At 26.8% G+C, this 23,681-nt stretch carries 19 protein-coding genes; 3 read left to right on the forward strand and 16 right to left on the reverse strand.

Translation table 11 applies throughout. The features are described 5' to 3' along the window. Nucleotides 1-16: 16 nt before the first annotated feature. The 3 genes from ACYUET_RS05225 to ACYUET_RS05235 form a co-directional block, all read right to left on the reverse strand. A complete protein-coding gene (locus tag ACYUET_RS05225) occupies nt 17-439 on the reverse strand; it encodes a GNAT family N-acetyltransferase (protein ID WP_460278187.1) in 423 nt (140 codons plus the stop codon). 71 nt (nt 440-510) lie between these two features. Further along, on the reverse strand, nt 511-909 hold the full coding sequence (locus ACYUET_RS05230) for a bleomycin resistance protein (RefSeq protein ID WP_460278188.1): 399 nt from the start codon (nt 907-909) through the stop codon (nt 511-513). A 32-nt stretch (nt 910-941) separates the two neighbouring features. Next, a complete protein-coding gene (locus ACYUET_RS05235) occupies nt 942-1,790 on the reverse strand; it encodes a GNAT family N-acetyltransferase (RefSeq protein ID WP_460278189.1) in 849 nt (282 codons plus the stop codon). A 378-nt stretch (nt 1,791-2,168) separates the two neighbouring features. On the opposite strand from ACYUET_RS05235, the gene ACYUET_RS05240 reads away from it, so the two are divergent. The 3 genes from ACYUET_RS05240 to ACYUET_RS05250 all read left to right on the forward strand — a co-directional run bounded on the left by ACYUET_RS05240 (nt 2,169) and on the right by ACYUET_RS05250 (nt 4,544). After that, complete coding sequence (locus tag ACYUET_RS05240; protein ID WP_460278190.1) at nt 2,169-2,465, forward strand: autorepressor SdpR family transcription factor; 297 nt, start codon at nt 2,169-2,171, stop codon at nt 2,463-2,465. Beyond that, nucleotides 2,455-3,096, forward strand: a complete 642-nt coding sequence (locus ACYUET_RS05245; RefSeq protein WP_460278191.1) for an SdpI family protein — start codon at nt 2,455-2,457, stop codon at nt 3,094-3,096. Before ACYUET_RS05240 ends, ACYUET_RS05245 begins: the two co-directional genes overlap by 11 nt. A gap of 233 nt (nt 3,097-3,329) precedes the next feature. After that, complete coding sequence (locus tag ACYUET_RS05250) at nt 3,330-4,544, forward strand: cation:proton antiporter (protein ID WP_460278192.1); 1,215 nt, start codon at nt 3,330-3,332, stop codon at nt 4,542-4,544. Nucleotides 4,545-4,735: 191 nt separating this feature from the next. On the opposite strand, the gene ACYUET_RS05255 is transcribed toward ACYUET_RS05250, so the two are convergent. The 13 genes from ACYUET_RS05255 to ACYUET_RS05315 form a co-directional block, all read right to left on the reverse strand. Further along, a complete protein-coding gene (locus ACYUET_RS05255) occupies nt 4,736-5,392 on the reverse strand; it encodes a pentapeptide repeat-containing protein (protein ID WP_460278193.1) in 657 nt (218 codons plus the stop codon). 293 nt (nt 5,393-5,685) lie between these two features. Next, entirely contained in the window at nt 5,686-6,426 is a 741-nt protein-coding gene (locus ACYUET_RS05260; RefSeq protein ID WP_460278194.1) for a tetratricopeptide repeat protein, read from the reverse strand. A 516-nt stretch (nt 6,427-6,942) separates the two neighbouring features. Continuing rightward, nucleotides 6,943-8,430: a sensor histidine kinase gene (locus ACYUET_RS05265; protein WP_460278195.1), complete on the reverse strand. Its 1,488-nt coding sequence runs from the start codon at nt 8,428-8,430 to the stop codon at nt 6,943-6,945. Further along, nucleotides 8,427-9,137: a response regulator gene (locus ACYUET_RS05270; protein ID WP_460278196.1), complete on the reverse strand. Its 711-nt coding sequence runs from the start codon at nt 9,135-9,137 to the stop codon at nt 8,427-8,429. Before ACYUET_RS05270 ends, ACYUET_RS05265 begins: the two co-directional genes overlap by 4 nt. Nucleotides 9,138-9,474: 337 nt before the next feature. Next, on the reverse strand, nt 9,475-11,736 hold the full coding sequence (locus tag ACYUET_RS05275; RefSeq protein ID WP_460278197.1) for a glycosyltransferase family 39 protein: 2,262 nt from the start codon (nt 11,734-11,736) through the stop codon (nt 9,475-9,477). 114 nt (nt 11,737-11,850) lie between these two features. Beyond that, nucleotides 11,851-12,807, reverse strand: a complete 957-nt coding sequence (locus tag ACYUET_RS05280) for a glycosyltransferase family 2 protein (protein ID WP_460278198.1) — start codon at nt 12,805-12,807, stop codon at nt 11,851-11,853. Nucleotides 12,808-13,095: 288 nt separating this feature from the next. Further along, nucleotides 13,096-15,726: a bifunctional acetaldehyde-CoA/alcohol dehydrogenase gene (gene adhE / locus ACYUET_RS05285; protein WP_460278199.1), complete on the reverse strand. Its 2,631-nt coding sequence runs from the start codon at nt 15,724-15,726 to the stop codon at nt 13,096-13,098. Nucleotides 15,727-16,086: 360 nt separating this feature from the next. Then, complete coding sequence (gene purF, locus ACYUET_RS05290; RefSeq protein ID WP_460278200.1) at nt 16,087-17,508, reverse strand: amidophosphoribosyltransferase; 1,422 nt, start codon at nt 17,506-17,508, stop codon at nt 16,087-16,089. 68 nt (nt 17,509-17,576) lie between these two features. Then, complete coding sequence (locus ACYUET_RS05295) at nt 17,577-18,227, reverse strand: HAD family hydrolase (RefSeq protein WP_460278201.1); 651 nt, start codon at nt 18,225-18,227, stop codon at nt 17,577-17,579. 148 nt (nt 18,228-18,375) lie between these two features. Continuing rightward, entirely contained in the window at nt 18,376-19,032 is a 657-nt protein-coding gene (locus tag ACYUET_RS05300; protein ID WP_460278202.1) for a dihydrofolate reductase family protein, read from the reverse strand. 57 nt (nt 19,033-19,089) lie between these two features. Continuing rightward, nucleotides 19,090-20,199, reverse strand: coding sequence for a sugar ABC transporter substrate-binding protein (locus ACYUET_RS05305; protein WP_460278203.1), 1,110 nt, complete (start codon nt 20,197-20,199; stop codon nt 19,090-19,092). Nucleotides 20,200-20,301: 102 nt separating this feature from the next. Beyond that, complete coding sequence (locus tag ACYUET_RS05310) at nt 20,302-22,233, reverse strand: alpha-amylase family protein (RefSeq protein ID WP_460278204.1); 1,932 nt, start codon at nt 22,231-22,233, stop codon at nt 20,302-20,304. 150 nt (nt 22,234-22,383) lie between these two features. After that, nucleotides 22,384-23,397, reverse strand: a complete 1,014-nt coding sequence (locus ACYUET_RS05315; protein ID WP_460278205.1) for a zinc-dependent alcohol dehydrogenase — start codon at nt 23,395-23,397, stop codon at nt 22,384-22,386. Between the last annotated feature and the right edge of the window lie 284 nt (nt 23,398-23,681).

Below are 23,681 nucleotides of genomic sequence, written 5' to 3' on the forward strand. Positions count from 1 at the left end.
TATAAAGATTTTGCCCTTATTCAATAAAACCTTTTGCCTGCATTCTTTCTGCATTATAAAATAATGCCATTCCAGTCTTCATCTTTTTAAAATTCATTTTCTCATAAAAAACTTCTTTGCCAGGTGATGCATATAATATAAAATTACATTGAGGAATACATTTTTTAATACTCTCAACAACCTTTCTTCCAACACCTTTTCCTTGATATTCAGGTAATACTGCTACGTCATAGATTGCTGCTTGATAAATTCCATCTGAAATTGCACGACCAAAACCAATAAGTTTATCATCATCAAATACAAATACAACAGTATGACTGTTTTCAAATGCTCTTTTGTGCATCTCACCTTCAAAATATGCCATTCCAACTCTTTTTAATATATTAGACACATAATCCCAATTAATATTTGAACAATTGTATTGAATTTTTAGTTTCATATATACTCTCCTTTAAATACTATTATAAGATAAGTATAAATCCTTACCTTAGGTAAGATGCAAGTGAAATTTTATTTAATAATTTGTGAAAAGCGTAATAGATATCCATCAGGATCTTGAACAAGTATTTCTTTTTCAATAATTACCTCTCCATCACATTCATAATGACTTTCAAAAACGTCTCTAAATAAAGTAATATTATTTTCTTTAAGTTTGTTACAGATTTTCGTCACATCTTTAACATTTATTTGAAAATTTATTCCTCTTCCAAATGGATATTTTAAATCCCCAGTATTCCAATAACCATTAATCTCTTCAAGCATAATTTGTGCTTGTCCTAGAGAAATAAACATAAATTTATCCTCTTCTCTTTCATATTCTAAATTAAATCCCAAAATATCTAAATAAAATTGTTTAGATATTTTTATATCTGAAACTGACAATTCAGGTACAATCCCATTAAATTTCATCTTATTCTCCTCCTTATTTTATCCATATATTTTTATAAAACATAATTAAAATAGTCCACTTGAAAACACACCTTAAATCCACTGTTTAAATATAGATTATATGCTATAGGATTATTGGAATCTACATCAAGAATTGCTTTGTTTGTCTTTGTATAAGCTATATTAAGTGCTTGTCCGAGTAATTGTTTTCCATACCCATTATGTTGATATGATGGCATGATACCTACCCCATAAATAAATGTAGTATTATCTTGATAGTTAAGATTAAAAATACCGATAGGTATTCCATTATAATAAGCTATATAACCCTCCCTATCTTCTGATTCAATTGCATTATCAGTAAAATTATTATCTTCTGATATTTTAAAAATAACTTCTGATAACTCCTGAAATATCAATTTATTTTCTTCAGTTAATAAATGATATTGCAAGTCTATACTTTTAGGTATTTCTGGCCTATTTGTATGCAACATTCTATATTCTGAACGTTTCCATTTTGCAGTTGAAAATTTATTTAATACTGCTTTACCTGATTGACTATTGGATTCTATTGCAAAAAGTAAATTTGAAATTTTAGTACTTTTTATGATTTCTAACATTCTTTGAAACACTTCTGAGAAACATCCCTTTTGACAATACTTTGGATGAGTAAAAGCAATAATCTCAACTTCATGTACTTCTGGCATAAAAGTAGTTAAAAATGAAACAAGTTTATCACCTTGATAATAAAGATAGAAACATGGTATAGTTTTATCAAAATTTATTTCATTTGATAAAAAAGCTCTATTTTCTAACTTCCATGTGTCATTACACACTTTCTGCAATTGTTCTATTTCTTTTATTTTCTCTTCACTTAATTTACTAGTTACTTCTATTCTCAATTTGAACCTCCTAATTAGATTAGATTGTTTTTAATTCAAATGATAAATATTTTTTAGACATTTTAATCATATTAGACTTATACAAAGCTAAAGATCATAACTCAATAATTCACCATCACAATAAAATTCATAATCTTCATTAAGTTTAATTTAAAACATAATTAATGTTTTTCTTTTTATAAGTAAATTATTTTCTTAAACCTTTAAATTTATTTTCCATTTTATCATAATTAGTATACATATTGATATTTATATTTTCAGTTATACCCACTTATTACAAAATATACTTATTGAAAATTTTATATATTTAATATATATTTGATATATATATTTAGACGTTTATCTAAATATCTAATTAATAGAAAGGAGCGTGATTATTTGTCATTCAATGATGCTTTTAAAGCTCTTTCAGATAATACACGAAGAGAAATTTTAGATTTACTAAGAGATCAGGACATGACTGCAGGCGATATTGCAGATTATTTTCAAATTACAAAACCTAGTATATCTCATCATCTAAATATACTTAAACAAGCTGGATTAGTAAGTGATGAAAGAAAAGGTCAATTTATATATTACTCACTTAATACATCAGTTTTTGAAGATGTAATAAAATGGTTCGTATCATTTTTAAATAATTCTAAAGAGGGGGATAATCAAAATTATGAAAAATAAAAGTACTTTTTATAATATTATCTTAATAATATTAGCATTTTCAGTTAGCATTATTTTATATAATAAGTTACCTAACCAAATGCCTATGCATTGGAACATCGCTGGAGAAATTAATAGATATGGTTCTAAATCATTTGCAGCATTTTTACCGCCAGTACTTATGCTACTAGTATGGCTTGGTATGTTGTTAACTCCAAAGATAGATCCAAAGAAGGACAATTACTCTAAATTTGATAAAAGTTATAATATTATCATAAATGTTACTCTAACATTTTTATTTATTTTACATATTTCTGTTATAGCAGTATCTCTTGGTTACAATGTTCAAATAAATAGAGTTATCCCATTTATGTTAGGTATATTGTTCGTATTCATAGGAAATTATCTTCCAAAATCTAGACCTAATTTTTTCTATGGAATTAAAACTCCATGGACATTAACAAATGAAGATACTTGGAAAAAAACTCATAGATTAGGTGGAAAATTATTTGTATTATCAGGAGCGATTATAATTATAAGTTCACTATTCTTTAATAAAAACTTACAATTTATAGTTGTAATTATTTCAATTTTTATTGCTGCAATAATTCCCGTAATAGCAAGTTACTTTTATTCTAAAAATAACATATAAATTAAAAAGAGATGAAATTTAAATTCTAAAAAATTTCATCTCTTTTTATGTATTTTTATATAATAATTAATATTTATAATATTTTTTATTATATAAAAATATAAATAATTGATATTTATATTTCTTAGACTATTTTTATTTTTATACTCATTGGTATTATATTTAACAATATGTTATAGTATATATAAACATTTTTGTATAATATTTCTATAAAAGGAAAGGGGGATATTATTTTGAATTCTCATCGTTTTATATTTGATTTAGCATTAATCTTATTAAGCACAAAAGTTTTAGGTTTAGCAAACAAGCGTTTTCAACTTCCTCAGGTTGTTGGTGCTTTAATGGCAGGGGTATTATTTGGACCTACCGTCTTTAATCTTTTAAATGAAACAGAATTTATAACTCAACTTTCTCAAATTGGAGTAATAGTTTTAATGTTTTGTGCTGGCCTTGAGACAGATGTAAATGAATTAAAGAAAAGTAGTAAATCATCATTTATTATTGCTTTGATAGGTGTACTTGTACCTCTTGTAGGTGGATTTATAGTTAGCTGTTTTTTTAATAATGATTCTTCTATTTCAGATGCATCTTCAAGCCTACTCTTACAAAATATATTTATTGGAGTTATATTAACAGCAACTTCAGTCAGCATAACAGTTGAAACTTTAAAAGAATTGGGCAAGCTTAGCACAAACGTTGGAAGTGCGATTTTAGGTGCTGCAATTATAGATGATGTATTAGGCATAATTGCTCTTACTATAGTTACTAGTTTTGCAGATTCTAATGTCAATGTTTGGGTGGTATTATTTAAGATTTTTGCATTCTTTATCTTTGCAGCAATTTGTTGTTTTATATTTTATAAATTCTTTTCAAAGGTTCAATTAAGGCATGATAAAGGTATGCGTAGATTTGTAATACTTTCTTTTGTATATTGCTTAATACTTTCTTATTGTGCAGAGGTATTCTTTGGAGTAGCAGATATAACCGGTGCATTTATAGCTGGGCTTATAATTTCAAAAACTACGTATTCTAAATATATAACATCACGTTTTGAAACACTTTCATATATACTACTTTCTCCAGTTTTCTTTGCTAGTATTGGAATAAAATTCAAATTGCCCGCAATGACTGTATCAATGGTTATCTTCTCTATAGCACTTGTATTAGTTGCTATTATAACTAAAGTTATAGGTTGCGGAATTGCGGCTAAATTATGTAAATTTTCTTCTTTAGAATCGCTTCAAATAGGTACTGGAATGATATCTAGAGGAGAGGTAGCTTTAATAGTTGCAAATAAAGGTGCTGCTTTAGGTCTAATGTCTTCTATATTTTTTGGACCTATTATAATAATGATAATCATAACGACTATTGTTACACCACTATTATTAAAAATAGTATTTTCAGACCGTATTACTAAAAACAATACAAAAATCCAATCCAGTGTTTAAAATATAAAATAAGGACTTAAAAGTAATACAATAACTATTACAATTAAGTCCTTTTATATTATACGAATTTATATTTTATTTCCTGAACTCATCTTAAAAAATGTATATCTCTAAATTTACTATTTAAATCTATCTTTTATCTTTATCCAATAGCTAGTATATGTACTTTCAACTCAATTAGTAAATAATAATTATAATATACCTTCTTTTTGATATGTTTGTATAGATTTAACTATATAACTTAATGTACAAAAATCCCTATCAATTCTATCTGCAAGAATTTTTAATCCGGATATTAAATTCTTCTCGCTAAACTTTTCTAAAAGAATTATTATACTTAAAGTATTAATTTCACCATCTTTATTATCTAGTAATCTTGAATTCCTTACCTTTTCATTTGTTAATGCTAAGTTTATAGCATTTTTTAAATTTTCACTTATATTGATAATTGGTGCTTCCTCAAATATTCTAACTGATGATTCATCGAATTCCAAATTTTTTGCAACACTTATATCAGTAGATACAAATATTACATTCTTAAATTCTGCCTCTTTAAAGTCTACATCAGTTAAATTTACCCCTTCAAATACAGCATCTTCAAACTTTGCTTTTTTAAATTTACTTTTCTTTAAATTACTACCAATGAATTCAGCTGATTTAAATGTGCATCCAAAAAAGTTACATCCTTTAAAATGTGCTCCCCTAAAACTTGTAAAGTTAAAATTTGAACCTGTAAAATCACATCCGTAACAGTTACTTCTTTTTAAATCATTGTACATGAAATTTTTGTTTTGTTTTAATTCCTTATTATAATTCAAACCAGTTCTTTGTCTTTTATTGTTATCCATTCACTCATCCATCTCTTCTATTTTATTTAGTTATGTTTTAAAACATAGTTTTTAGACACATGAAAATAAATAACAAGTCCTAAGTTGCAATTTATATTTTTCATCAGGCAAGGAGATGAATTAAACTAATAGCGTGCCTATTAGTTTAATTTGACAATGCAGCATGATGGAAAATAGGCTGGCAAAAGACTTGTTATTTTTTGATTGTGCCTTATTTCAATATATGATATCACAGTTTTAAGTATAATTATAGTAAAACTCTCTATTTAAACATCGTTAAATAATCTTTTTTACTAAAAATCCACCTTTTCTGATATTGCACCCATTTCTTTCATTTCTTCAATTGCTTCTAAATAAGCAGCATTTTCTGGTGAAATTTTTGCAGCCTCTTCAAAACAATATAATGCTTTATTAATATCTTCAAAATGATAATAACAAACTGCTAATTTATTAAGTAAAATATGATTTTCTTCATTAATTCTTAGAGACAGCTTAAAATACTTTATTGCTAATTTATAACTAAGTTTAAATTTATCATCTTCATAAAATTCTAAAATATTTTCCTTATTTATATATATGTTTCCCATACATTCATATACTGTTGACATTAAAGCACTATATTGATTTTTATCTTCTTCTGAAAATTCTTTTTCACATTTTCTAAAATAATCTAATGCACTTTCTCCATCGTTTAATTCTGCATAACAAAATCCTATATAGATATAGCTTAATTTATCATTAGTGTAAGTATTATACTCTTTAAAAACTTCTATAGCTTCATTATATTTTTGAGTATATCTATAAATAAGTCCCTTTATAAACAATGTATAATAATTTTTAGAATTAAATTCCATTGCCTTATTTGCAAAATATAATGCTTTATCTACTTTACCTTTTTGCAAATCACTCATAGCAACATTATTTAGAACTTCTGATAATTCTTCTTCATTTGATATTGTTCCACCTGTTATATTTATTCTATTTTCCTTTAAAAAATTGTCGATTTTATCCTGTATATCCTTATTCTTATCCATTTTTTAATACACCTACTTTTTATTTTTGTGATATATTTTAAAATATCAATCTTTACTTAAAACACAACATTATATTATCTCTACTTATAAATAATCTAATACATTAACTCTTATGATTGCTAGTTATACTATAAACTGCTTTTTTAATCCATAATAAGTATTATCATATCTTAATATTTAAAATACTTTATCTTCATTATATATTATAGACATATCTACTACAATTAATATTTAATTTTTATTACTAAATTTGCCAATAAAACAATAAACTTAATCCAAAAGTAAATACTTTTTTAGCCATGCACTCTTTCCAAATGTAGTACAGAAATAATGATAGATATATGATTACTTTTTATTCTTTAGTACTATTCATTTTCTCTTTAAAATACACTATTCTAAAAGTTATACACAGATTATCTAACAATATAATTTCCTAAAAAATAAAAGTAAGAGCCTAAATATTATAGGCTCTTATAATATAAACATTATCTAATTTTAAATAAATCAACTATCATACTAATTAACATCCACCTTATCTACTTTAAACCAAAAGCTTACTCCACCTTCAACATTTTTCACTCCATAAGCATTATTATGAAGATTTTGAATAGCCTTAACTATAGAAAGTCCTAATCCATATCCTCCATAAGCTCTTGTTCTAGCTTTATCAACTTTATAAAAACTCTCCCATACCTTTTCTTTAGATACTTCTGGTATATGCTTTCCTGTATTAAACACACTTATTTTTACTTTATCATCATCAATTATTTCACTTATATTAATAATTTTATTATTATCTATATGATTAATAGCATTATTAATATAATTTGTAAGTATTTGCTCAATCCTTACCATATCTCCACAAACAATGTAACTTTCATTTGGTTCAAACTGTACTTGAATGTTTTTTTCTGCAAAAATAGATTTATATTTATTAATTACATATTCTATTAATGATGTTATATTAAATTCAGTTTTTTCAATTTGAAAATAACCTGATTCAATTTGAGAAAGATTTAATAAATCCTTTACTAATTTATTCATTTTATAAGTTTCATTAATGATAACATCACAGTAAAATCTTCTATCTTCTTCACTTTCAGTAACGTTGCTAATAAGACCTTCTGCATATCCTTGTATTACTGCTAATGGAGTCCTTAATTCATGTGAAACACTTGAAATAAATTCTTTTCTCATTTCATCTATTTTTCTTTCTTTTTCTATATCTTCCTCAAGTCTTTTATTCTTTGTGTTTAATTCTGTAATTGCTCTATTAAGTTCTCCAGACAAGTGATTTATACTTCTTCCTAACTGTCCTATTTCATCTTTCTCTCTTATTTCGCATTTTTCACTAAAATTAAACTTAGCCATTTTTCGTGCAATATTATTCAGCTCTAATATTGGTTTAGTAAATTTTTTTGAAAATACATAAGCCCATGCACTTCCTAAGAGTACAATTACAATACCTGTTATAAGAATAAAATTATCTGCAATATTCACACTTTCACTTATTGAAAGTAATGGCACTCTTATAGCTAATATATCTCCATTATTTAATTTTGTTACAAGAGTAAGAAAGTCTATCTTAAGTTGTTCATCTCTTCTAGTTTCAAAAGTATAATCTCCCTCTATATACTTAACCTTGTTACTAACATCAACCTGATCTGGCGGAGGTGGAGCATTAGGATTAAAATTATTATCCTTTATATTTTTTTCATTTAATAATCTATGAAATGAGCTATATACTTGTTTGCCATTTTTATCTATAATATCAATATTACTTCCCGTTATATTTGCTGTTCTATCTAATTCATTTTGTATATCATTTGCATCCCCAGTATATATCTCTGATAAGTCTTTTGCATTTTGTATAAGTATATTTTTCTTTTTATTTAAATAATACTTTTCTAGATATAATGTATTTAATATACGTAAAACAAAAATAAAAAATATTAGTAAAAAAGTTATGGAAATAAAAAGCTTTGATCTTATAGACTTATTCATTTTTCTTCCTCAAATCTATATCCATATCCACGTACAGTATGTATATAATTGCTTTTAGAATCTAATTTTATTCTTAATCTATTTATATGAGTATCTACTGTTCTTAAATCTCCATAATAGTCATATCCCCATACTTTATCTAGTATCTGTTCTCTACTTAATGCTGTACCATAATTTTTTGTAAGATATATTAATAAATCATATTCTTTAGGACTTAAATCAACTAAACTCCCTTCTAAAATAACTTGACGAGCATTATCATCTATGCTTAGTCCATTAAATTCTTTAAACTTAGTATCCATAGACATTGTCCTTCTTAGTACAGCATTTACTCTAGCTGTTAATATATTAGGACTAAATGGTTTTGAAATATACTCATCTGCTCCAATTTCTAAACCAAAAACCTCATCAAATTCTTCTCCTCTTGCTGTTAACATTATAATTGGGACATTCGATTTTTTTCTTATTTCTCTACATACAGTAAATCCATCATATTCTGGTAACATAACATCAAGAATTATTAAATCGATTCCCTCTTCATTTGAAAATAAATCAAGAGCTTTTCTTCCATCCTCTGCTTCAATAATGTTATATCCTCCTTTTTTAAGAAAATCTGTTACAAGCTTTCTTATCAACGGTTCGTCATCAACTACTAATATCTTTTTTCCAAGTCCAGCTGCTGGAATTATTGCTTTCTTAACATTCATAATAAAATATTCTCCTTTTTATGGGATTTGAACTTTTTTAAATACATTATCAAATAGAAGTATTAACTTGCTGCATTTTTGCTCTCCTTTATTAAATTTTAATCTAACAGCATCCTGTAATTAACAAAATAGAAAAATGTCTAATTTATTGAATGTAATATAAAAATTGTTAATCATATGTATTAAATATTATTATTGTAGGATTTGTCTGATAGAATATGCCAGACAAATCCTTAGTACTTTTAATACATACATATATTTATTTTGATTTTATATATTCACTATGTTTTAAGTGAATGTTGCTATTTTAAAACATAACTTATGTTAAGTATAATTTTTACTTTAATGTATCAACTACATCTTTTAAATCATATAATTGTTCAGAATTTTTTCCTCCCATATCACCAAAATTTTGTCCCCTTGAATCTGTATTTTGCTTAGTATCTTCATTTAAATTCTTATCTTGTAAATTTTCAATATTTTTTTCATTCCCTTGTGATTGATTATTTGATGTAGTAGTATCTTTCCAGTCACTTTCTGAAACAGCTTTACCATTTTGAGTAACCCAATTCATGATTTCACTATTTTGATTTCCTCCCATACCTCCAGTAAGTACATATCTTACTTCTCCATTTTTAACTAATTCTTTAAATTGATCTAGCGTAAGTATATTGTCAGAACCTGAAAAACCACCAATGGCCATTACTGATTCACCAGTCTGAATTATTATATCTTGAGCACTTCTAGCTGATGAAACAGTAAGTAAGTATTTTTCATTTGTTGTATTATTTTTTAGAAATTCAATTAACTTAGTGTTTAAAGTACTACTATTTTGAAAACTTCCTCCACCAAACTCATCTTTCTGTGTACTCGAAAGAAGTTCTAAACCTGCACATGGAATTGTATCATTTACTTTATGAGTTATTGTTGCACTTGCACCAATAAAAGGAGTTATTAAAATGCTTATTAAACCAGTTACTACTAAAACATTCTTTAATTTTGTCTCTTTATTTTCTTTTAATTTATCGTTATTTTTATCTTTTATTGCATTTAAAATATTTAATATTCCAAGTATAACTGAAGATGCAAAACATAATATTAAAGATGCTATAATTGTATTTTTTATTCCAGTTGATATACTATTATAAAAATAAGACAGCATTAACATATGAGTTAAACCTTCTAGTACAAAAGCTATTGGTAAAAACCAAGCTTTCCATCCACCTTCTTTATAAAACTGCCACATTGTTGAAATTCCAATTCCAGCTAAAGCTGCAGCTGGTGGAGCCATCATTGTTAAATAATATGGATGGAATAACCCTGTTGTATAACTAAAATATATAAATTCAGGAACTAACCATACTATCCATAAGCTTAATGATAATTTCCTTTTGTTATCTAGCTTAAATCCTAATTTTTCTTTTATTGCGCCTGCTATAAATCCCAATAATGCAATTGGTAAAAACCAAACTATTTGATCTGATAAACTGTTTTTAGAGAATAATCTTGTAATACCAGCTGGCGTTTGTCCTCCAAAAGATCCTTGAAGCCCTACACCTTGACCTCCTGGTCCATTTCCATCAGGTTGTTGCATATTTCTATTACCTTTGCCATCTTCATTAGAAACTCCTGATGGTATTTGTTGAGCATTTCCATCTGGTGTTCCCCCAGGTACTCCTTGAATATTTCCGTTTTGTGCTCCTAGTGGCATTTGTTGTCCTTGGTTATTATTATCAGAAATCTCAGTATTGTTAGGCATATTATTAGCATTTTGAAATTGTTTTTGTCCATACCCTTTATCTGATTTACTGCTAAGACCAAGTCTCTCTAATCCATTATGACCAATTATAAGTTCTAAAACACTATTATTGGTACTACTTCCTACATAAGGTCTATTTTGTGCTGGTACTAAATCTACAATCATAGCCCAAGATAATGATACTGCAAAAAGAATAACTGTACCAAAAACAAGGTGCACTATCTTCTTCTTAAAAGATATAGTTGAAGAAAGAAGATATGTTATGTAAAAAGCTGGTCCAATCATATATGCTTCTAACATTTTTATATTAAATCCAATACCAACAAGTACTAAACCTATTGTAAGATACTTAACTTTTCCTTTTTCTGCTGCTATAGAAAGAGTAATGCAAGCAGTTAGTAGTATAACAACAAGTAAGTTATCTATTGTATTATTTCTGCTTGCAGCTACAAAAACTGGAGTTACTGCAAGGCATAATGCTGCTATAAGTCCTGCTACAGTTCCAAAAGATCTTTTAACAAGATAATAAATAAGCCAAGCTGAAATTACTCCTGCAAGTGCTTGTGGTAAAAGTATACTCCATCCACTAAATCCAAAAATTTTAGCAGATATTGCTTGTATCCAAAATCCTAGTGGTGGTTTATCAATTGTTACAAACCCTGCTGGATCAAAAGATACAAAAAAGAAATTTTTTAAGTTCATAATCATGCTTTTCACACCAGCAGCATAATATCCATTTCCATATCCCTCTATACCTATATTTGCAAAATTTAATATTGCAGACAATATTAAAATTAACGATAATCCAAAAGTCTCTTTTGTGAATTTAATTTTTCTCATTTTTGCCTCCTTATAGAAAATTATTTTCATTTGTTTTATCTAAATTTCTCATAATTTTACATTTAAATCTAATACCTAGTTGAACAGACATAATTTATTAATCTAATTATTAATTTAATACTTTTTATCAGTTCTTTTGTAATTTACTGTATTATCAATTATATAAATAGGTCTCCCCTTACTCTCATCAGAAATTCTTCCAATATATTGCCCCATTATACCAATACAACTTAAAGTTATCCCAAACATCATCAAATTAATCGCTATAATAATATCTAGATTTATTAATCCAGTTTTATTAAATATATCTTTTGCAAAATCAAAAACAATTAAACTTAATCCTATAAAAAAAGCCAATCCTCCAAAATATCCAGCAATAATAAGTGGTTTATATGATAAAGAGGTTATACCATCAAAAGCTAGTTTAATCATTTTTTTAAGAGGATACTTAGTTTCTCCTGCAAATCTTTCCTCTCTTGAAAATTCTACATATGTTTGTTTATATCCAACCCAACTTACAAGCCCTCTCACATACCTATTTTTTTCTGGAAGTGCTATTAATGCATCACATACCTTTCTATCTATAAGTCTAAAATCTCCTGTATCTACCGGAACATCAACACTAGTCATGCTTTTTAGCAATCTATAATATATCTTGGCAGTAAATTTTTTAAAGAACGTTTCGCCTTCTCTTTTTATTCTCTTACCATAAACAACTTCATAACCTTCTTTCCACTTTTCAATCATTTTTAAAATAACTTCTGGAGGATCTTGAAGATCTGCATCTATTACAATAACAGCTTCCCCCAATGCTAAGTCCATTCCTGCTGTTATCGCTGCCTGATGACCAAAGTTTCTTGAAAAATTGATAAGCTTTATTTTTCCATCCTTCTTACATATTTTCTCAGTTTTCTCTCTTGTTTTATCTTTGCTACCATCATTTACAAAGACAATTTCATACTCTTCATTAGTACAATCCATGACTTTTTTTAATCTCTTATAACTTTCATCTATAACAATTTCTTCATTATATAAAGGTACTATGACAGAATAAATTACATTATTACTCATTTTTTTCACCTCAAGTATTTATATATTTTTTAAATTTATAAAATATTTTTTCTTATTTGTTAATCTATATCTGAATTTTAATCTTAAATTGTCACAGTTTTGTTACAGTATAATCACAACTTATATACAATTAATACTTCATCTATATATTTATTTCTGATTAGCTATATAATTAAAGTCTAGTTTTCTATTTTAAATTTGCATTATTAAAAAGTTCTATTTTAAAAGCATATTCTTTATAAAAAAAGACTAGTTACTTAAATTTGTAACTAGTCTTTAAACTATATATTATTTCTTTTTAGTTTGTTTTTTTACTGTGTCTTGTTTTTTAGCTTTAACATCATATGCATTAATATACATTTCTCTCATTTCACTCATTAATGGATATCTTGGATTTGCTCCAGTACATTGATCATCAAATGCTTGCTCAACCATTTCATCAAGTGAATCATAGAATTTATCTTCACTTACACCAGCATCTTTAATTGTCATTGGCATTTCTACTTTTCTTTGAAGGTCTTCTACCGCTTTAATTAACAATTCAACCTTTTCAGAATCAGTGTTTCCACCTAATTGAAGATAATCAGCAATCTTTGCATATCTATTTTCTGCATTTGGATACTTATATTGGGCAAATGCAGCCTGCTTTGTTGGAGCATCAGTTGCATTAAATTTAATAACTTGATTTATTAATAATGAATTAGCCATACCATGTGGTAAGTGATGGAATGCACCTAACTTATGTGCCATTGAGTGGCATATACCTAAGAATGCATTTGAGAATGCCATCCCTGCCATACATGAAGCATGAGCCATCTTTTCTCTTGCTTTGATATTAGTTGTTCCTTCACTATATGCTTGTGGTAAATATTTAAATACTAATCTTATAGCCTCTAAAGCTAATCCATTAGTAAATTCTGACGCCATTATTGAAACATATGATTCCATTGCATGAACCAATACATCTATACCTGCACAAGCAGTTAATCCTTTAGGTGAAGTCATCATAAGTTCTGCATCAACTATAGCCATATCTGGAGTTAATTCATAATCAGCTAATGGATATTTTACACCTGTTTGTTCATCAGTTATAACAGCAAAAGGTGTTACTTCTGATCCTGTACCAGCTGAAGTTGCTATTGCAACCATTGTTGCTTTTTCACCTAAGCTTGGGAATCTATAAACTCTTTTTCTTATATCCATAAATCTCATAGCTAAATCTTCAAATTTAACTTCTGGATGTTCATACATAACCCACATAATTTTAGCTGCATCCATAGCTGATCCACCACCAAGTGAAATTATAACGTCTGGATTAAAGCTTAACATTTCTTTTGCACCTGCTTTAGCACACCTTAATGTTGGGTCTGGTTCAACATCAAAGAATATTTTATATTGTATTCTATTTCTATCTAATACTTCAGTAACCTTATCAGTATATCCTAATTGAAATAATACTTTATCTGTTACAATAAAGGCTTTTTTCTTACCCATATCATGTAATTCTTCTAAAGCTATTGGTAAACATCCATATTTAAAGTAAATTTTTTCAGGAACTCTAAACCAAAGCATATTTTCTCTCCTTTTAGCTACACTCTTAACATTGATTAAATGTTTAGGACCAACATTTTCTGAAACTGAGTTTCCACCCCATGATCCACATCCTAAAGTCAGAGATGGTGATAATTTAAAGTTATACAAATCACCTATAGCTCCCTGAGATGCTGGCATATTTATTAATGTTCTAGCAGTTTTCATTTTAGCTCCAAATTTAGCTATCCTGTCTTTTGATTTTATTTCATCAGTATAAAGAATTGATGTATGACCCATACCACCTAAAACGATTAATCTATCAGCTTTTTCTAATGCTTCTTCATAAGTTTTAGCTCTATACATTGCAAGTACTGGAGATAATTTTTCATGTGAGAAAGGTTCTTCTAACTCTACTGAAGCGACTTCTCCAACTAATACTTTAGCATTTTCTTTTACTGTAACTCCAGCCATTTCAGCTATTTTATAAGCTGATTGACCAACTATATTAGAATTTAAACCACCGTTTTCATTTAAAATGATTTTTCTAACCTTATCTACTTCATCAGATTTAAGAATATAAGCTCCTCTTTCTGCTAATTCTTTTTTAACCTCATCATAAACTTCATCTAAAGCAATTATTGATTGTTCTGATGCACATATAACTCCATTATCAAATGTTTTTGATAAAAGAATTGAATTAACAGCCATTTTAATATGTGCTGTTTCATCTATAATTGCTGGAGTGTTCCCTGCTCCAACACCCAAAGCTGGTTTTCCTGATGAATAAGCGGCCTTAACCATTGCTGGACCACCTGTTGCAAGAATCATATCACTTTCTCTCATAACATTTTGAGATAATTCAACTGATGGTTCATCTATCCAACCAATTATTCCTTCTGGAGCACCGGCTTTAACTGCTGCATCCAAAACTATTTTTGCAGCAGCTATTGTAGAATTTTTTGCTCTTGGATGAGGGGAAATTATTATTGCATTCCTAGTTTTTAATGCTATTAATGTTTTAAATATAGCTGTTGAAGTTGGATTAGTTGTTGGAACAATAGCTGCTATAACTCCTATTGGTTCTGCAACTTTTGTAATTCCATATGTAAAATCTTCTTCTAAAACTCCACAAGTTTTCATATCCTTATATTGATTATATATGTATTCAGCAGCAAAATGGTTTTTTACAACTTTATCTTCTACAATTCCCATTCCTGTTTCTTCTACAGCCATTTTAGCCAATTTAATTCTATTATTATTAGCTGCCATAGCTGCTTGTCTGAAAATCTCATCTACTTGCTCCTGAGTAAATTGAGCAAACTTTTTTTGCGCCTCTCTTAACTGATTAATTTTTTGTGTTAGTTCTTCAGGGTTTGTTACTTTCATTACATATTCCTCCTAAAGTAAATATAATTTTAAAAATTAACTAAAAAATAATAAAATACATTAATATGTTTTCTTATTATTTTTTTTATATTCTTAATTTCTAAATATTGTTGTTATATTATTGTTTTTAACTCTGCTCCCATTCCAAACTTAACTTAGGAATAATGGTGTACCCTATGATTACTTTTTATTCTTTAGGAGTATTGATTATATCTTTAAAGTACAACATTTTAGAAATTATCAATAGATTGTATAACAATATATTTTTTCTTATTGGAATATAAAAATACAAGCTTTAAAGATTTAGTTAAAAATTTTATTAACTAATCTTTTAAAGCTTGTTATAAATTAATATATATTTTACATATTAACTAAATTTTTCATTAAAGTTATTGAATCATTTTTCAATTTAGGATATTCTCCATTAAAACACGCTGTACAAAATCCATTATTATTTTCTTTTCTAACAGATTTTAATAATGCCTCTATAGTTATAAAGTTTAAAGAATCTGCACATACATATCTTCTTATATCCTCTATTGACTTAGTTGAAGCTATTAACTCCTTTCTATTTGATGTTGCTATTCCATAAAAACATGAAAATTTTATAGGTGGAGCTGCAATTATAACATGTACCTCTTTAGCTCCAGCTTTTTTTAATCTTTTTACTATTCCTTTTAATGTTGTTCCCCTAACTAATGAATCATCTATTAATATAATTTTTTTATTTTTTACATTTTCTTCTATTGGATTTAGTTTAATATTAACAGATTTTATCCTTTCATTTTGAACAGATTTTATAAATGTTCTTCCTATATATTTATTCTTTACAAAGCCTTGTCCATATAGAATCCCACTTTCATTAGCATATGATATTGCTGCTGGTATACCCGAATCAGGTACACCCACAACTAAATCTGCATCTATTTTATATAGCTTAGCTAATTCTTTTCCCATGTTCTCTCTTGCTTTATAAACGCTCATCCCACCTATTTTGCTATCCTCTCTTGCAAAATAGATAAATTCAAATATACACATTTTCTTTTCTTCATTAATTTCTTTTTTAACACTCTTTATTCCCGTCTTATCTATTGTGATAATTTCTCCTGGTTCTACATCTCTTATAAGTTCTGCACCTATAGCATTTAATGCACAACTTTCTGAAGCTAATATATAAGATTCGTTTAATTTTCCTATACAAAGTGGTCGCATTCCTAATGGATCCCTTACACCTATGAGTTTATCCTTATCCATTATCACAAGTGAATATGCTCCATCTATAAAATCCATCATATTTAATATACTCTTTTCTAAAGTATATCCTTTTTCTAGTTCATCTAATATTGTATATGCTAAAATTTCTGAATCTATTGAACTTTTTAGTTTATATTTACATATCCTTCTTTTTAATTCATTCCCATTCAAAATATGACCATTATGGGCTAATACTAGTTTATCTTTTTTATTATTTACTATTAATGGTTGTGCATCATTAACTGATATTTCTCCACTAGTTGCATATCTAACATGCCCAATTGCTTTATTTCCATTTAAATTATTAAGTAGCTCTCTATTAAATACTTCATTTACAAGACCCAAATTCTTATAACAATTTATTTTATCTTGTGAATATGATGATATACCACAACTTTGTTGTCCTCTATGTTGCAGCGCATACAATCCATAATAAGTAATCTCACTACAGTTTATATTTTCACCTAAATCTATAATACCAAAAACTCCACATTCCTCTTTTAATTTATCCTCTGACTCAAAATACACATTTACACCTTCTCTTAACTGTTTTTATAGCTATCTTAAATTTTTGTTTATGTTTACATCAAATCTTTTCATATATCAAAATACTTTTTAGGAAATTCACTTATTATAATATCTGCCTCTTCTAAGCACTGCTTTCCTGACCCTGGATTTAAAAATCCAATGCATTTCATTCCAGCCTCTTTTGCTGCCTTTACTCCATTTGATGAATCCTCTATTACAATGCATTCATCTGGATTTACCTTTAAGAATTTTGCTGCTTTCAAAAATATTTCGGGGTTAGGTTTGCTTTGTTTAACATCTTCTCCACTAACAATAACATCAAAAAGATTTCTGAGCTCTAATTTATTTAAAATCAAACTTATTAAATCTCTTGTTGATGATGAAGCTAATGCAACTTGTATATTTTTATCTTTTATGTCACTTATAAACTCTTTTACATTTTTAGTAGGAACTAATTTTAACCCTTCCATATGTTTCATAACATATTGTCTATGATAGTTTACTGTATCTTCTTTGCAAATTTCTAAACTTCTATCTTTTATAATTTTATCCCACATATTTTCTAGACTACAACCAACGAATCCCTCATGTTCTTCTCTAGATATGTCTATTTTAAAATGTGAAAATACTTCTCGTTCTATATCAAAATATATACATTCACTATCTACAATAACTCCATCCATATCAAATATAATTGCTTTAATATATTGTTTATTCATATCTCCCTCCTAAGTTCTTCTATTATTTGAATCTAAAATTACTTACCTAATTTTTAACTTTTCTAAAATTAATTATACTTTAAATTTATATTATAGATTTTTTAATATTTATTAACTAATCTATATTTTATAGAATTAATCTTTAAAATTATAATCTCTCAAATCTTAATAAATTGTAATTTTTGTTAGGCTTAAATTCCACAAATTTAAATTTCTTTAAAGAATCCAAATCTTTAAATCCCTCTCCATCAACTAATGATACATTATTATATCCACCTATTATTATTGGTAATTGCATAAGTACTATTTCATCTATTAAATCCTCATTAAAAAGCGACCAATTTAAATATCCACCACCTTCTAACATTATACTATTTATATTGAATTCATTTTCAATGTATTTAAATAAACTTTTAAAATCCACTTTATTTTCTCCAAAAATCAAATATTCTTTCCCCATACTTTTTATAAAATTTAATTTTTCATCATTTTTCCCCTTTTCTGTTGTTACAATTATTGTTCTTTCTTTATCCTTAAAAATATTTGAAGAAAAATCTAAATTCATAGTGTTGGTTGGTACTATTCTTACTGGATTTTTATTTTCTTCATATCTATTAGTTAAAAATGGATTATCTGTATCTATTGTTTTCTTACCAACCATGATTCCATCAACTTTCCCTCTAAATTTATGAATAAATTTTTTATCACCATCATCTAAAAAATTGAATAAATCCTTACTTGAATTTCCTGATCCTAAGGTTAATTTTCCATCTATTGATACCTGACTAAAAAGTGTTACTTTCATTTTATTTAATCTCCTCACTTTATTATTAATAGAATATTATGAATATTGAAAATATTTTTATTGCATTAAAGTATCAACTATCTCATCTATAGAGCATGATTCATTTTGTAACATCTTTAACCCAAATTCTAAATCATCCCATACTTTTCTCATCTTTAAATCTACTGGAATTGTTTCACTAAATTTTAATTGAGATAAGATACCTTTAGTAGTTTCTATTGCCTTTTTATTTGCCTCTGCAATTACTTTCTTATTTGCCGGTATTCTATGCACTTCATTTAATAGCCTTAATTGACATTCATCACTCATCATATATTTAACAAATTCCATTATAGGTCCCTTATACTCTGAGTTAAGTGAATTACAAGGGAAAACCCATCCTATTGTAGATGTAGTTACTTTTGCTTTTTTACCTTTTACATTAGGTATTAAAAATACACCTAACTTTTCATTACATTTTTGAAGCATATAATTATAAATCCATTCTCCATTCATCATACAAGCTACTTTTCCTTCAATAAATTTATCTAACATAACATCAGTCGCTCTGTAATTAACTATTACTCCATCTTTTAACAATTCTCTTAAAAACAAAAATGCCTCTTTTAATGCTTTAGAATCTAATTCTAAATTTTCATTCATTGGCCATCCACCAAATGCTGAAAAGAATGGTATGAACCAATATGGAACATTCATATCAATAGCTATTGGAGCTATTTTCTTCTCTATAAATTGGTCTTTCATTCTTATTAAATCATCAAAATCTTTAGGAATCTCTTTCATTAACTCTTTGTTATAATATATAACTGCATGATTTCCTCCTAAAATAGGCACCCCATATTGTTTTCCTTTATAGCTCATTGTTTCATAAATTTCTTTATCTGCATATCCATCAAATATAGATCTATTTACCTCTGAAAATAATCCTTGTTCTGCAAGTACCGTTATATCAGATGGAATAAATGCCATATGTGGTCCATTATATGTTTTATAAATATTACTAAGTCCTTCTATAAAGTCAACTATATTAGTCATATGAAGTTTAAAATTAAAACCTGTCTTCTTACTCATTTCTTTAGTTATATCTTCTAATAGACTTAAAGTTGTATCAGCAATTCCATCGAATTCATGCCAAATTATTATTTCTTTTTTTTCATTCAAATTCATTTTTATTTCCTCCAAATATCAATAAAACTTCTTTTCTAAAAAACTGTTAATTTATTATTTTTTATAACAAAACTACTATATATTTAACTTCTAATGTTTAACTTATATCTCTCCAAGTAATACAATAGCTTGACCACTTTTTAATTTATCAACATTTTTATTTAGAGATTTTCTCTTATCATTTTCTATACTATTTATCAAAATTCTAGGGTTATTTATATAATTAAATGATTTATTAATCTCTATATATTTTTCCTCGTTCATATTTAAATTAAATATGATTAAAAATGCTTCTTTTTTAGTTTTATAACTATATACAATAACCTCTTCTTGTGAATTTACTATCTCAAAGTTTTTTAATTCTAATAAATCTAAATATTTATTCTTGCATTCTTTTAATTGTTTTAGTAGTAAAATCATTTTATCTGCATTTTTGTTACTCCATTTAATTTTCATTTTATTAAAAAATGCTCTTGGTATTTCAGCACCATTTGTATTATCTGCTAATCCACAATTTATAGGTTCATCTTCATTAACTTCTCCCCCTGTTGTTATAAATGGTATCGCATTAGGTAAGAAATTATTAAATACTGCAATTGAACGAGCAAGTTTGACCCCGCCATCCCTAGTTGTTATTCTTGGAGTATCTGCTGTCTCAGAACACCCGAAAATATAAAGTTTTAGCTCTTGTAATTCTCTTAAAAAGTTTGTTAAATTATCTTTATTTATTCTAGACATTTCTAACCATTCACTGCCTAACATTATGTTATATCCACTTTCATAAGCTCTTTCATGATTTTTATTAAATAAATCTTCACTCATAAATATTGCATTAGGCTTTAATTCTTTTACTACATCAAATAAATGGCTTAATAATACTGGTGGTATAGTATGTCCTATATCTACCCTTATTCCATCTATTCCATATTCTAAAATATTGTAACGTAAAGCATCCTCAAAAAGTTTCCATAGACCATAATTAGGTTCTTTTCCAGGAAATTTATTAGTTTTTATAGTGTCAAACATAACATATGGCGCTTGATCTTTATCTAAGAATTTTTTAACTCCTGGATATACATCCATATATATTTTCAAAAAAGTAATATCTGTCCAAATAGGTTGTACATCATTTACCCAATCTGAATGTGCAGGTGGAGTTGTTATTTGCATTTCTTTTTCAACTAACATTAATAAATCTTCTCCTGTTTGTTCTGATTGTTTCTTTAATTTTTCCCATAAGATTGGGTTTAATTGATCTGGAGACTTAGAAAATTTCTTTAAATGTTCTTTAGTTTGTTGTGAGTTATATATTATTTCTAAATTATCATGAGTACATTCTTGAAAAACTCCTATCTCTGGTATTTCAGGAGTTTTGAACCCTTCTAAATGCTCTTTTTTAATCCAATATACCCAATCTGGGTGTTCCTTTATTATGTCACTATTACGTGCAGTAACTCTAGGTATAAAGTCATTCACAACCCTTATTTCCAAAAGGTGACATGCCTCAACTAATGCTGAAAACTCATTTTTAAGTGTAAAATCTTTAATATCATCTAATATCTTATCATGTAAATTCTTATCAAGTTCAAAGTAATTTTTTATTGCAAATGGTCCTCCAATATCTCCCTTTATATACAATTCACTGTATTCTGTTATTGGAAGCAAATATAATATATCTACGCCTATATCTTTTAACATAGGCAATAATATGATTAATCTAAGAAATGTTCCCATCTCTAAATTGCCATCATGATTATAATCCCATGCTGTTGAATATCTTACTAAAGAGCAATATATAAGACTTTTATTAAAATTATTATCATTTGGAATATCATAATTTTGAATCTTTAAATAGTTTATTAATTTATCTATATACTCATAAGCATTTATTTGAATTTCTTCTTCTGTTTCATTTAATATATTTTTAAATTCTATTGTATTCCAAATTTTAGGTATCCAAATTAAATATTTTTCATCTTGTACTTTATTCTTAACAAAGCTGTTTATTTTATCTAAATTACTTACTGTTATCATTTCTTTTAATCTCCTATTTATATAAAATGTTACTTCCCTAATAGTCTATAAATTCAATAACGATTGTTTATTGATATAAACCTTATTAAAACTCATAAACACTACAATTTAACTAATAGTTAGGAAGTTTTATAGAACTTTCATTAGATCTTAAAACTCAAAAACTGTTTTCATAGATTTCATTTCATTAGATAATAGCTCATTAAAAGCTTCTTCAAATTCATCTATTGAACATATTTTAGTAACTAATTTTTCTAGGTTCTTTAACTTGATTGCGGCTTTTATAGCTTTTTCAAACATTAAATTATATTCACCTGAACCTATTATTTTTATACCCTTACTTAAATAATAACTTGGATTAAATTTGAAATTATAATCAGCATTTATTCCTAATAAAACAATTCTTCCTCCTTTTTCTATCATACTTTCACATATTCCCATTTGGTTTCCTACTGCATCTATAACAACATCAAATTTTTTGCCTAAATTTATTTTTCTTAATTTTTCTTCTGTTAAATCTTCTGGATAATATACATAATCACATATTTTATTTGAAAAATCTTTTCTATAATCATTTTTTTCTATTGCAACTGTAAGTCTAGCAATTTTACTAGTCAACATTTGACATAACACTCCCATAGGACCTGATCCTATTATAAGTACTGAATCTTCTGGCTGAATATTAGCAGCTTTAATATTATGAAGTACACAAGCTAATGGCTCAACTAAAACAGCTGATTTTAAACTTAATTCTTCAGGAATTTTATAAACAAAAGTTTCATCACATACAAAATATTTTGCAAATACACCATCTTTGTTAATTCCTGCAATTGCTAATTTTCCATTATCACCTTCGCAAAAATTTGTTTGACCATTTTTACAATAAAAACACTTTCCACAATATTGATTAGGATCAATAACTACATTATCATTTACTTTTATGTTCTTTACATTATCTCCTACCTCTATAACTTTCCCTACAGCTTCATGACCTCTAATAACATCTGTCATTTCTTCTGAACTACCTTTTAAAAGCTGCAAATCTGTTCCGCATATACCTGAATATTTTATTTCTATTTTTACTTCAGATGATGATAATATTTGTGGCTCTTTTAACTCCTTAAGTTCTATTCTTTTATTCTTGCTCCAAACTAATCCTTTCATGTTTAACTCTCCTCTTTTTAACTGAATTTTATGATTAATCTTCATCAACCATGGCTTTATTGTAGCCTCTTGTTTTTCGAGTTTAAAGTGTGACTTTTTCCAAATTCCCCCTTAAAACTTCATCTCTTTTTACAAAATTTTCTATGTAAATGTTTTACTTATAAGGAATTATTTTATAATTGTTTTTTCCCGAATTATAATTAATTGAACCATCTAAAATTGTAAACGTTTAACATAAAAATTATAATAAATTTTATATCAAACCTAGTAATACCAAGCCTTTA

Source organism: Clostridium sp. CTA-5 (genome assembly GCF_054768135.1).